Source organism: Paucimonas lemoignei, from assembly GCF_004342585.1.
GTDB classification, from domain to species: Bacteria; Pseudomonadota; Gammaproteobacteria; order Burkholderiales; family Burkholderiaceae_D; genus Paucimonas; species Paucimonas lemoignei.
In genome coordinates this window covers 518,512-531,281 of the sequence record NZ_SLZQ01000001.1, presented here as the reverse complement: position 1 = coordinate 531,281, position 12,770 = coordinate 518,512, and the positions used below count along the sequence as shown (strand labels likewise).

At 54.3% G+C, this 12,770-nt stretch carries 11 protein-coding genes; 8 read left to right on the top strand and 3 right to left on the bottom strand.

Annotated features, from left to right (window positions below; all coding sequences use genetic code 11):
• Window positions 1-53 precede the first annotated feature (53 nt).
• Genes icmH through tssJ form a run of 3 tightly spaced genes read right to left on the bottom strand, consistent with a single transcriptional unit; the run spans window position 54 to window position 2,887 of the window.
• Window positions 54-827, bottom strand: coding sequence for a type IVB secretion system protein IcmH/DotU (gene icmH, locus EDC30_RS02190; protein ID WP_132256831.1), 774 nt, complete (start codon window positions 825-827; stop codon window positions 54-56).
• Window positions 824-2,173 (bottom strand): type VI secretion system baseplate subunit TssK, encoded by a 1,350-nt coding sequence (gene tssK, locus EDC30_RS02185; protein ID WP_132256829.1) that lies wholly within the window; start codon window positions 2,171-2,173, stop codon window positions 824-826. Before tssK ends, icmH begins: the two co-directional genes overlap by 4 nt.
• Before the next feature lie 42 nt (window positions 2,174-2,215).
• On the bottom strand, window positions 2,216-2,887 hold the full coding sequence (tssJ, locus tag EDC30_RS02180; protein ID WP_132256827.1) for a type VI secretion system lipoprotein TssJ: 672 nt from the start codon (window positions 2,885-2,887) through the stop codon (window positions 2,216-2,218).
• A gap of 238 nt (window positions 2,888-3,125) precedes the next feature.
• Between tssJ and EDC30_RS02175 the strand changes: the two genes are divergently transcribed.
• The 8 genes from EDC30_RS02175 to tssH all read left to right on the top strand — a co-directional run bounded on the left by EDC30_RS02175 (window position 3,126) and on the right by tssH (window position 12,735).
• On the top strand, window positions 3,126-3,839 hold the full coding sequence (locus EDC30_RS02175) for a tetratricopeptide repeat protein (RefSeq protein WP_132256826.1): 714 nt from the start codon (window positions 3,126-3,128) through the stop codon (window positions 3,837-3,839).
• Window positions 3,840-3,886: 47 nt separating this feature from the next.
• Entirely contained in the window at window positions 3,887-4,396 is a 510-nt protein-coding gene (tssB, locus tag EDC30_RS02170) for a type VI secretion system contractile sheath small subunit (RefSeq protein ID WP_132256824.1), read from the top strand.
• Window position 4,397: 1 nt separating this feature from the next.
• Window positions 4,398-5,882 carry a type VI secretion system contractile sheath large subunit gene (gene tssC / locus EDC30_RS02165; protein ID WP_132256822.1) on the top strand — a complete coding sequence of 495 codons (1,485 nt, stop codon included), beginning with the start codon at window positions 4,398-4,400 and terminating at the stop codon, window positions 5,880-5,882.
• 69 nt (window positions 5,883-5,951) lie between these two features.
• The gene (locus EDC30_RS02160; RefSeq protein WP_132256820.1) at window positions 5,952-6,458 is read left to right on the top strand and encodes an Hcp family type VI secretion system effector; all 507 of its coding nucleotides are present in this window, start codon (window positions 5,952-5,954) and stop codon (window positions 6,456-6,458) included.
• 83 nt (window positions 6,459-6,541) lie between these two features.
• Entirely contained in the window at window positions 6,542-7,051 is a 510-nt protein-coding gene (tssE, locus tag EDC30_RS02155) for a type VI secretion system baseplate subunit TssE (RefSeq protein WP_132256818.1), read from the top strand.
• Window position 7,052: 1 nt separating this feature from the next.
• Window positions 7,053-8,894 carry a type VI secretion system baseplate subunit TssF gene (gene tssF / locus EDC30_RS02150; RefSeq protein ID WP_132256816.1) on the top strand — a complete coding sequence of 614 codons (1,842 nt, stop codon included), beginning with the start codon at window positions 7,053-7,055 and terminating at the stop codon, window positions 8,892-8,894.
• Complete coding sequence (gene tssG / locus EDC30_RS02145; RefSeq protein ID WP_132256814.1) at window positions 8,858-10,012, top strand: type VI secretion system baseplate subunit TssG; 1,155 nt, start codon at window positions 8,858-8,860, stop codon at window positions 10,010-10,012. Before tssF ends, tssG begins: the two co-directional genes overlap by 37 nt.
• On the top strand, window positions 10,012-12,735 hold the full coding sequence (gene tssH / locus EDC30_RS02140; protein ID WP_132256812.1) for a type VI secretion system ATPase TssH: 2,724 nt from the start codon (window positions 10,012-10,014) through the stop codon (window positions 12,733-12,735). Before tssG ends, tssH begins: the two co-directional genes overlap by 1 nt.
• Window positions 12,736-12,770 lie beyond the last annotated feature (35 nt).

Sequence of the window (12,770 nt, the reverse complement as noted above, 5' to 3'; positions counted from 1 at the left end):
CGGCTCCGTCTAAGTGGGTAGGTAATATTTGCGGCAGATGAATTCAAGTCGGTTCAAGGCAGACTGATCGTGATATTGGCGACCTTGGGCGCCAGCTTGACGATGTCGTAATATGTTCCAAGAGTGCTATTGGTGTGATCGGCCAGATACCAGCTAAGGCCGGCATAGATCGCCACCCCAAATAATGCGAAAGCCGCGCCGATAATCCAGGCAGGGATTTCATGCCGAATCATGTTCTTGATGCTATCCGGCGATTTCCAGTGCGGGGCAAATTGCGCGCGCTTGCCCTTGAGGTGAGCGATTTCCTTGTCCAGCGTCGCAATCAGGTAATTGAGCTTTTCCTTGCTCTCCAACATGTACTTTCCCTGAAAGCCGGTCAGCAGGCACATGTAAAACACTTCCAGGGTCTCGACGCTGGCGGCACCGCGATGGCGGACTGTCTCGAGTTCGCTGTAAAAATGCTCCCCCGCCAATTGATCGCCGAATAAAATTAGCTGGAGAGGCGAACGTTCCCATTCGTCCCGGATTGGCGACTCCGACGAGAGTATGGTTTCATCGACTGCTGCGCAAAAAGCATATTTGGCGGCATAGATATCGTCCACCGATACATTCTTTTGCCGGGCATTGCGCTCAAAGCCGTCCAGCAGCCGGCGCACCTGCGCGGCAAACTGGGCGGCGTCATTTGGCACGTACCGGTTTTTCAGCAACAGCAGCAGATAGAAACCATCATGCAGCATGTCGACTAGAGTGCGGTTCGCAGAATTGGCATCCTGGCGCAGTTGCGTGCTTTCGGCATACAGCGAGGGAGCAATGGTGTTGACTTTCATTGTGTGATCGCGATCAGTTCGAGATTAAGGTTCTTGAAAACGGCTGGTACATAAATCATGATCGCGTTAGCGGCAATCATGCGTTCATAAAGTTGCCCGTGCGGCTCGACGGCAAAGTAATAGCAGCCAGGACGTACCGGAATTGCGGCCGGCACTTGGGGCGCTGCCGCCAGGCGAACACCCGGCATGGCCGACGATACGATTTTCTCCACATCATCCGGCGCCCCGATCTTGATCCTTTGAGGTACGGCATCCACCAGCTCCGCCGGCGGCATGTCTGCCGATACCGAGATATAGAAAGAAGCGCTGCTGGTGACCTTTTCCGAATCGATGCGGCCGAGGTGGAATGCCGGCTTGACTTCAGCCAGGGCGATATTGAAATAGCGCGCCGAGATCACGGTTTCAATGAGTTCGCGGATGATCTGGTCCAGCTTGCTGAACTCGGGTCCGGGGTTAGCGTGGTTATAGACTGGCAGATCCGAAAGCGAGTAGGCCTTGGAAAAAGTTAGTAATTGTCCGGCCAGCGATAGCAATTCATGAAATAGTCGTTCCGGATGCAACGCAGGATGATGGAAAAGGTGCTGGAGCGAGGCGCTGGCACTGTTGACGGTATGCAGAAGCCAGAACGAGGCAATATCTCCGGAACGGAATTCAACGATATTCTGCGACGGTTCGCGGTGATAGCCGTACAGTGCCTGCGCTTTGGCCTGCAGTATTTCCAGCAGGCGGCGAGCCATCAGAAAAACCTGAGGGGCTGCCTTGATCGATAATGAAGGCGCCACGAATGCCTGATCGAGCTCGTATCCGCCCGAGCTGTTGGTGCGGACTTTTGCGATCGGGATGGATACGGTTTGCTCCCGGTTGTCTCTTTCTGAAAGCAAGCGCAGCGATTTCTTCAGTACCGACAAATCCGACTCGACCGCGTTGGTGTAAAGATCAGGAGCGGCTTCGTCATGCTGGTAGTAGCGCAGAACCTGGCCCGTCGTTTCGCGCTGCGCTGAAAAATTCGGACCGTAATCGCGCAAATACGGAAGCGCGAGATAGAAGGTCAGGCCATTTCCAATATTGTCGATTTCCGCCAGGTTGACCGGATTTGGCAATTCGTCGCTGATCGGCGCATCAACCAGTTCGCCGTCAGGAAGGATCGCGTTGACTTCATTCAGTCGCAGGATTCCCGATGTCAGCGCATCGCTATCGATTTTGAGTTTGCGAACACCCCATAAATAAGGATGGGCCGCACGGGCGAATTCGGCCAGACGCGCTTCGTGGTAGAGGTCCTGGCGCTGGAAGTGCTGCGGGCGGAGAAACAGGCCTTCGCCCCAAAGGATTTTTGAAAGTGGATTCATCTTCTTGCAGTATGTTGGTCAGATTTTCAAGGCAGGATGCAGTTATCGCTTGCACCGTGCCGGCGACAATAAGGCACTCTCGTTCAGTGTCATGCCGACTGGCGGCGTGGTCGTGGCAGTCATGGCGCAGGCATGCAGGCCAAGGGTAATGCCTGTTTTTTCAGAATCTGCGGACGCAAAGACGAAGCGCCAGCGCTGGGCGCTCGGCTGGCGAAAGAGTGCAACCGCACCCAGATAAGTGGATTCGGTGGGCACTTTTTCCTTGAGGTCAAGGATCTCCCCTGGTGAAAGAATCAGCTCACGCACTTCCACGAGATCCTGGCCGAATGCCGATTTTTCTCTTTCGGCGTTGCCAAACGCAGAGTAGGGCGTGGTCAGGAAGGCATTCTGATCCTTCAGTTTGTATACCCGGAATACTGTCGACAGTCCTTGTCCGTCTTCGCCTGCATTTAAATCCTGGGCGGTTTCAAGACGAAGTTGTACGGTTTTCGGGGCTTTAGCGGTCTGGCTGTCGACTTTGATCCCCATGGCGCCCAACGCTTTTTCGGCGATGACATCAGCCGCGACTTTTACCGCAGTGCTGCATCCGGCGAGCGTCTCGCAGACCAGCAGGATAGCCAGCACACGTACAAGACCTGGTAAGAAAAATCCGAAATAACCCCTTACCTCCATTTGCACCAAGTTGTCTCCTAATGGCTTGATTGCATATTTCACGTTTTCACTCCGCCAGTTTTGGACCCGGTCAAGGTCCGAGGGACGTTGAAAAAATTACAAAATATAAAAATATTAATTGTAATTTCAATAATGTTTCGGTTAGTATATCTGAAACATTGCACAAATGATAATTAAAAGATTATATTGTTTGCAATTAAAGATAGTGGATTTGCAATAAAACGCAATGCAAGAGCTGGCGAACGGTGTTAAAGCCACAAAGTTTTTAAGGGAGCAATACATGAAGAAAAACAAGTCCATGTCTGCCTTGGCAGGAGCACAGCATGCAAAACATTTGGCAATAGCAGCGTTGAGTGTCGTGCTGTTGGCTGGCTGTGCGTCAACGGCAACCGTTGGCAGCGACGGCCAATCGAGTATCGAGCCGCTGATAACACAGGCTGAAAGTGAAATGAGCAAAGGCCGCCGTGATCAGGCAATCGCTTTGCTGAACCAGGCTGCGAAAGAAAGTCCGACCAACGTGACGCCATGGCTGAAGATTGCCAACATCTGGTTCGATGAAGGCAATTACCCATCTTCGATCCTGGCAGCGAACGAAGCCCTGGCTCGAGATAACAATAACCAGGAAGCGAAAAGCCTGTTGGTCGTATCCGGACTTCGGGTGGCCGCCAAAGCCGTGCAAGGTCTGGTGCCGCACAATCCCGTAAATCCGAATGCTCGCCAGGAGGCGGAAAACCTTACCAAGTCCCTGCGTCAGGCACTGGGGGAAAAGGTACTGGTCCCTGCTGATCCCGAAAAGAGCGTAAGCCAGGCTCCGCGGCAACGCAAGAAAGTTGCTGTCCGTGCCGCCGAAAAAGCCGTTAAAGCGGCCGAGGAAACGGTGGCTAAGGAGTCTCATTCAGTTGCTGCGCCACAGGCCGGAAACGTGCAAAAAATCAGCGTCACCGTAGAACCGAAAGTGGGAATATCCGCCGATCCGTTCAAATCCCTGAAATAGCCTGTCGTTCAATCCATAACCAATCAATACCGAGAAAGTGATTCATCATGGCTAAAAAAGAAAGCGTGCAAAAGCGGCTCCAAAGGATCAGGCCGCCCCGGGTTCAGCTGACCTACGACGTAGAAATCGGTGACGCCATCGAACAGAAAGAAATTCCCTTTGTGGTAGGCGTTATGGGCGACTTCGCGGGGCAGTCCGCCAATGCGCAGCCCAAGCTAAAAGATCGTAAGTTCGTCAATGTCGATCTGGATAACTTCGACGACGTGATGGAAGGCCTTGCGCCGCGAGCCGTCTTTCGCACCAGGAATACCTTGAGCGAACAGGGCGGTGAATTCGCCGTAGACCTGACATTCAAGTCGATCGAAGACTTCCGCCCTGAAGCCGTGGTCCAGCAAGTCGAACCGCTGAAGAAGCTGCTGGAGGCACGCACCAAGCTATCCGACCTGCGCAATAAGCTGGCTGGCAATGACAGGCTGGAGGACATCCTGAACGATGTCCTGAACAGCACGGAAAGCCTGCAGCGGTTGAGCGACGAATCCAAGCGCAAGGAGGACTGAAATGGCACAAGCACAAGCATTGAGCACTGCGGAATTCGAGGATGCCGGCGTCAGCTTGCTCGACAGGGTCGTCGATGAAAGCCGCGTTGCACGTTCCGACACCGAGCGCGCCCGCGCGCGTGATTTGATCACTGAATTGGTCACACAGGTGCTGGACGGTACCGTCGTCATGTCAAACAACCTGTCGGCGACCCTGGATGCACGCGTCGCGGAGCTGGATAACCTGATCTCGAAGCAGCTCAGCGAGATCATGCACAATCCGGAATTCCAGAAGATGGAAAGCACCTGGCGCGGCCTGCATTATCTCTGCAAGCAGACATCGACCGGCGAAATGCTGAAAATTAAGGTGCTGAACGCGACCAAAAAAGATCTGGTCCGCGACTTCAACAATGCCATCGACTTCGACCAAAGTGCCTTGTTCAAGAAAGTGTACGAAGAAGAATTCGGCACGTTCGGGGGGGCGCCGTTCGGTGCGCTGATCGGTGATTACGAAATCAGCCGTCAGCCCGAAGATATGTATTTCATCGAACAGATGTCGCATGTTGCCGCCGCTGCGCATGCGCCCTTCATCAGCGCTGCTTCGGCCGAGATGCTGGGATTGGAAACCTTTGCAGACCTGGGCAAGCCGCGCGACCTGGCAAAAGTGTTTGACACGCTCGAGTACGCCAAGTGGAAGTCCTTCCGTGAATCAGAAGATTCACGTTATGTTGGTCTTACTGTCCCGCGTTTCCTCGGTCGCTTGCCGTACAACCCGAAGGAAGGCACTGCTACCGAAGGCTTCAATTTTGTTGAGGAAGTCAACGGCACGGATCACAGCAAGTATCTGTGGGTGAATACCGCCTATGCCTTCGCGGCACGGCTGACGAACGCGTTCGAACATTACGGCTGGTGCGCCGCGATCCGCGGTGTCGAAGGCGGAGGTTTGGTAGAGGACTTGCCGACCCACACCTTCAAGACCGACGACGGCGAAGTGGCGCTCAAATGCCCGACGGAGATCGCCATTACCGATCGCCGTGAAAAAGAACTGAGCGACCTTGGTTTCATTCCACTTGTGCATTGCAAGAATACCGACTATGCCGCCTTCTTCGGTGCCCAGTCGACGCAGCGGGCGAAGAAATATAACACTGACGCTGCCAATGCCAACGCCGTGCTGTCGGCACAGTTGCAATACATCTTTGCCTCATGTCGCATCGCACATTATCTGAAGTCGATGATGCGTGACAAGATCGGCAGCTTTGCTGCAGCGACAGGCGTGGAGCAATTCCTGAACAACTGGCTGGCGCAGTACGTCGTGATGGACGATTCCGCCTCTCAGGAAGTGAAGGCACAGTACCCGTTACGTGAAGCTTCGGTATCGGTATCCGAGGTGCCGGGACGCCCTGGCGTGTACCGCGCCGTGACATTCCTGCGACCGCACTTCCAGCTGGATGAACTGAGCGTGTCGTTGCGCTTGGTAGCCGAGCTCCCTCAATCGGCAAAAGCGTAGTTGATGTAGCAGAAGTACCCCTCGTACGCACCCTCGGGTGCAATATTCATACAATAGGAGCCAATAAGAATGAAAGATATTTACCTGAAGTTCGAAGGCGGTGACACCAAGATCGAAGGCGAGTCGCGTGATGAAGGCCATCCGAAATGGCTTGAGGCACTGTCGTGGAGCCATTTGATCCGTCAGCCGAAGTCCGCTACTGCCAGTACTTCCGGTGGCCATACCGCCGAGCGCGCTGAACACGGCGACATGGTCTTCACCAAGGATATCGACTCGACCAGCCCGTCGCTGTGGCTGGCATGCAGCCAGGGCGATACCTATAACAAGGTGACCATCGATTTCATGCGCGCCAACGGCAAGGAAAAGGTCAAGTATCTGGAAATCGTCCTGAACCACGTGATCGTCGCTTCTGTGACGCCGACCGTGCAGGGCGAAGGCTTGCCGCAGGAAGTCCTGGCTCTGAAGTACGCCTCGGTCAAGTGGACCTATACCGTTCAGGGCATCGACGGCAAGAAGGGCGGCAGCAATCCGCAAATGTGGAGCCTGGCGAAGAACAAGGCAACCGAAGCAATCTAACCCAGTTCCCTTGTTGGTGATGCGGTTGCGGCGCAAAGACTGCGCCGCAATTTCTCTGCCATACCCTAATTTCCGGATCACGCATGTTCATCACTTCCAATTCCAAGGCTAGATACTCGCAGACATTGTTTGACCGGCTGGCCGACAATGCGCCGAGAGAGCAGACGGGAAGCCATTCGTTGAGAATGATTTCGGCTGAGGAGTTGAAAGAATCGGTAGCGCGAGATCTGGAGGCATTGTTGAATGCCCGATGCGCTTTTGACAATGACGCATTCGACGGTTATCCGCACGCGCTGCGATCCATGTGCAGCTATGGGATGAACGATTTTGTTGGACTGAGTCTTGCCAACCCTGCAGACCGGAATTTCATTTGCCGGTCGCTGGAACGTACCATCGGGATCCATGAGAAGCGGCTCAGGCAAGTCGCGGTATCGCTTGAAGTCGACGGGCAGGCGGTGAACAGACTGAAGTTCACCATCAATGCCTTGCTGGTAGTGCATCCATCGACCGAGCCGGTGCACTTCGACGCCTTGCTGCAACCCTCTACTTTGCAGTATTCGGTCAACAAATCAAAGCGCTTAGCCGCAGGCTGAAATGGAATCGCTGCTGCCATACTATGAACGCGAGCTGACGTATCTGCGCCGGCTTTCCAGCGATTTTGCAAAGAAATATCCAAAAGTCGCCGGGCGTCTGCTGCTGTCCGGCGAGACCTGCGACGACCCGCACATCGAAAGGCTCATCGAGTCGTTTGCTTTTTTGACGGGGCGGATTCACAAGAAGCTCGACGACGATTTTCCTGAAATTACGAATTCTTTGCTGGAAGTGATTTACCCGCATTACCTGCGACCATTTCCATCTGCATCTATTGCTTGTTTTAATTGCGGTAACGCCGCCGCCCAACTCAGTCAGTCCACGCGTATCCCTCGGCATACCGAGCTCAAGACGCGTCCGGTCAAAGGCGTGGCTTGCCGCTTTCAGACCGCATACGATATCGATATCTGGCCGATACGTCTGGAACACGCGGTGTTTGAAAATGCCATCGATACTTCAGGTTTGCGGGTCCATTTGGCGCGACAGGCGGCTGCGGCGATCCGGCTTGACCTGTCGGCCTTATCCGAGCAGGCAGGACTGGATTCGCTTCCGCTTGGGAAAATCCGATTTTTTCTGAATGGCGACACTTCTGTCGTCGCGATGATCCGCGAGGCGGTGTTTTCCAAGGCCATCGGTGTCTGGGTCAGCTTTTCCAGCAGTTCTGAAAAGATTGATTTGCCGGTAAATATTATTCAACCGGTCGGGTTTGCCGAAGACGAAATGCTGGTGGCGCAAGATGCCCGGACACATCGGGCCTACCAGTTACTCATGGAGTATTTTGCCTTTCCGGAAAAATTCAATTTCATGGATATCGATCTGGCCGGAATTGCAGGGCGACTGCCGCCAGGTACGAAGTCTATAGAATTGCGAATCGGACTTGCGCGCAGCCGTGGCAATGCCGACGGCTTTGACCTGCTTGACCGGATCAGCACGGATAATTTTGTGCTCGGATGCGCACCGGTGGTCAACCTGTTTCAAAAGAAGGCTGAGCCGATTCGCATTACCGGAACTTCGACCTCATATCCGATCATTGTCGACAATCGCCATTCGCGCGCATATGACGTATATGAGATTACGCGAGTGGCACGCGTGCAGCAAGACAGCAACTCAGAGGAAATCTGTGACTTCAAGCCGTTCTACTCGCTGCGTCATGGCGAAGAGCTTGATGGCCCGGCACGCTATTGGCATGCTAGTTACATCGACGATGTCGCCGAGTCCACCTATTCCATGGAAATTTCTCTGGTAGATTCCACGCTCGATCCGCAACGGCCCGAAACCAATACGCTCAGCCTCGACTTGTTGTGCACAAACCGTGATCTTCCTTCGCAGCTTCCGTTTGGTTTGCCCGACGGAGACTTGTTTATCGAGGGGGGATCCATTGCCAAGACAATCCAATTGCTCCGAAAGCCGACACGGAGTTATCGTTTTCCTCGCGGCCGCGGTGCGCAATGGCGGCTAATTTCTCATTTATCGCTGAATCATCTATCGCTTTCAGGTTCAGGCGTCGATGCAATCCGCGAAATTCTTGGCTTGTACGACATCACGCGCGCCTCGCAAAATGCTCGCCAGATATCGGGGATTGCGGCAATAGACCACAGTCCAACCATGGCACGTATGGCTGGCAATCCCTTTCCAACGTTCGTACGCGGCATGCAAATCCGCCTGACAGTAGATGAATCGCATTACGCAGGTATCGGCTTGTTCATGTATGCGCAGATACTGGATCACTTTTTCGGCCTGTACGTGCATACCAACAGCTTTACCCAATTGAGCATAGTTTCCAGGCAAACTGGACAGGAGTTGATCAAATGCCCGGCACGAAACGGCGAATCGATCCTGGCCTGATCGATCAGCTCAGGGACGAGCCTCATCGCTTCGAGTTCTTTCAGGCTGTGCGTCTGCTGCTTACGCAATATCGTAAGCAGGATGGGGTGCCGCAGGATCTCGACATACTCGGACAAGTCATCCGCTTCCGTAATTCGATTTCATTGGGTTTTCCGCCCAATGAAATCGAAGCCTTGGAGTTCGAGATACAGCAAGAAGCACTTGCAGCTTTCGATAATGCGGAATCGCAGGAACTGGATACTGCAAGTGAAAATAGCAAGCCGAGCCGCTCGGATAAAATCGGTAAAGTCACACTGACACCATCGTTTCTTGGCCTGACCGGGCCGATGGGCGTGATGCCCAGGCACTACACGCACTATGTCGCGGAACGGGAGGTGCATCATCGTGATACCGCCACGCGTGCTTTTCTGGATATCTTCACAAGCCGGGCTGTCGCGCTTTTTTATCAGACCTGGCTGAAATACCGGCTGCATCTTCAGTACGAAGCCGACCGCAAGAACCACTTTCTTCCGCTGATACTCAGCCTGGCAGGGGTAGGCCTGCCAGGTCTTCGACAGCGCTTGCATGAAGGTGAAGCCGGCGTCGCCGATGAATCCCTAGCATACTACTCTGGCGCATTGCGCGAACGCCCGCAGTCGGCAAATACCTTGGCCGGAGTCGTTGCAGATTATTTTCAGGTGAAGTGCCGTGCCGAACAGTTCGTTGGACAATGGTTTCAGCTGCCGCCGCAAGAAACGTCAACGCTAGGCGGCGCTAATTGCGAACTCGGCGTTTCCACGTTGTGCGGAACTCGTGTCTGGGATCGGACATCGCGAGTCAGATTACTGATTGGTCCGCTGCGTAAAAACCAGTTCGAAGATTTTTTGCCGGGGCGGACAGCAGCCGGCAGCCTGATTCGTCTGTTCGGGTTGATCCTTGGTCCGGCGCATGATTGCGAGGTTCGGCTGATACTCGATAAGCGCGATCTGGTACAGGCTACGCTCGATTCTCGTGGCGGGAGTACACGGCTGGGCTGGAACGGCTGGCTGGGCAAGCGCAATGCGAGCGGCGATTCTCATGAAGTGGCGTATTTGATCAACCCAATTAAAGAACAACAGACCTTCACCGGGGACCAGTAATGAGCACAAATCTTAAAGTACTTATCGGAAAACTCGATAGCACCTGCCGCAAGGCGGCGGAGCGTGCAATCAGCCTGTGCGTGTCTCATGGCCATTACGAAGTGGATGTGGAACATCTGTTCCTGGCGTTGCTGGAAAATAGGCAGAGCGATTTTGCGCTGCTCTGCCGTCGCTTCGACATCAGTGCAACCGAACTTGAGAAAGACTTGCAAAATGAGATTTCCGGCTTCAAAACCGGAAATGGCCGTACGCCGGTATTCTCGGCATATTTGCCGAAACTGTTCGAACACTCCTGGCTGCTCGCATCCTTGGACAATCACGTGTCGCGCATCCGAAGTGGCCACCTTCTGCTGGCGCTTTTGACCGAGCCGGACTTGTCCCAGCTGGCATATCGCAGTTCGAAACTGTTTGCCCGATTTGCGTTGGATGAGCTGAAGCATAAGTTGGCTGAATGGACGGTAGACTTTCCGGAAACCTTGGAATCCGTCAGCCTGAGGCAGTCAGATGCAGGTGCGGATCTGGATATGCCGAATTCAGAGGATGAAGAATCGGATTCTAAAAATTCATCAGTCCGCACGCCTGCTCTTGACCAGTTTACGACCAACCTGACTGAACGCGCACGTAGCGGCAAGATTGATCCCGTGATCGGTCGCGACGGCGAAATCCGGCAAATGATCGATATTCTGATGAGGCGCCGGCAGAACAATCCTATCCTGACAGGGGAAGCGGGAGTAGGAAAAACCGCTGTAGTGGAAGGGCTCGCTCAGCGTATCGCGCAAAATGACGTTCCCACGCCTTTGCAAGGCGTCGCACTGCACGTGCTCGACCTTGGTTTACTCCAGGCTGGCGCCAGCGTTAAAGGCGAATTTGAAAATCGCCTGCGTAACGTGATTGAAGAGGTCAAGCGCAGTGCTCATCCGATTATTCTTTTCATCGACGAAGCGCATACGATGATCGGCGCCGGCGGACAGGCAGGGCAGAACGATGCAGCCAATCTGCTGAAGCCGGCGTTGGCTCGTGGCGAATTGCGTACCATTGCGGCCACTACCTGGGGCGAGTACAAGAAGTATTTTGAAAAGGATGCGGCGCTCGCCCGTCGCTTTCAAGTCGTTAAAGTCGATGAGCCCTCTGAAGAAGTGGCATGCGCCATGTTGCGCGGCATGGCCAGTCGCATGGAAGCGCATTTCCAGGTTCGCGTGCTGGAGGAGGCGATTGCCGAGGCAGTACGCCTGTCTGCGCGTTACATCAGCGGCCGTCAGTTGCCGGACAAGGCCATCGGCATCCTGGATACGGCATGTGCGCGTGTCGCCTTGGGACAAGCAGCGACGCCCGCCGCAATCGAAGATGCCCGCAAAGCCGCAGAAGCATTGTCGCTGCAGATTGCAGCGCTGGAGAAGGAAGTGGCTGCAGGAGCCGTTCATCAGGAAAAGCTCGCCGAGTTGACTCAGTCACGTGCCGAGTTGCTTGAAAAGCTGGCTGCGGATGAAGCCCGCTGGGAGCAGGAAAAGACGTTGGTTACGCAAATACGCGAACTGCGCGCGGATTTGGAGGCGCCGGAGAATGTCGTGCAGCTTACACTTTCCACCGGCACGGACGGTCCGGCAATGCAGCGCGGGCAAAACAACCGGCAATCGAAGCAGCTCGAACTCGCCAGACAGCAAAAGGAACTTGCGGCATTACAGGGCGAGTTGCCACTGGTGCCGGTGTGCGTGGATGGTCAGACGGTCGGCGAGATTGTCTCAGCCTGGACCGGTATTCCACTTGGGAAAATGGTGAAAGATGAAATCAAAACCATATTGAACCTGCAAGCATTGTTGGAGCAGCGTGTGATCGGCCAGTCGCACGCGCTGGATCAGATCGCTCAACGGGTCCGTACGGCGCGCGCCAGTATCGAAGACCCGAACAAGCCTAAAGGCGTCTTCCTGTTTGTGGGCCCATCCGGCGTCGGCAAGACGGAAACTGCCCTGGCATTGGCGGATATTCTGTACGGCGGTGAACGCAATCTGATCACGATTAACATGTCGGAGTACCAGGAGGCGCATTCGGTTTCCGGCTTGAAGGGATCGCCGCCAGGCTATGTCGGCTATGGAGAGGGCGGCGTGTTGACCGAAGCAGTGCGCAGGAAGCCGCATAGCGTGGTGCTGCTGGACGAGGTGGAAAAGGCGCACCCGGACGTGCTGGAATTGTTCTTCCAGGTGTTCGACAAGGGAGTGATGGAAGATGCAGAAGGACGTGAGATCGACTTCAAGAATACGATCATCATTTTGACCTCGAATATCGCAACGCAAGCCATTATGCAGGCTTGCCTGAACAAGACACCGGAAGAGTTGCCGGATCCGGATGCATTGGCAGAGGCAATCCGTCCACACCTGTTCAAGGCATTCAAGCCTGCCTTTCTCGGCCGAATGAAGGTCATTCCTTATTACCCATTGCCAGACGATATTCTGGCCGACATTATTCGCTTGAAAATCGATCGGATCAAGAAACGCGTCGAGGAAAGCCACAAGGCTGCCTTCAGCTATACGGAGGACGTGGTGGAGGCGGTGCTAGCCCGCTGCACGGAAGTGGATTCCGGCGCGCGCAATGTCGATCATATCCTTTCCGGCAGCATGCTCCCGGAAATTGCCGAAGCGGTGCTTGTACGCATGGCTGAGGGAAAGGCCATTCGAAAGCTGAAAGTCGGCGTGAATAAAAATAATGATTTCAGCTACCGTATTAGCTGACTATCAAAATTGGTAACGGCAAGTAAAAGGAAGCA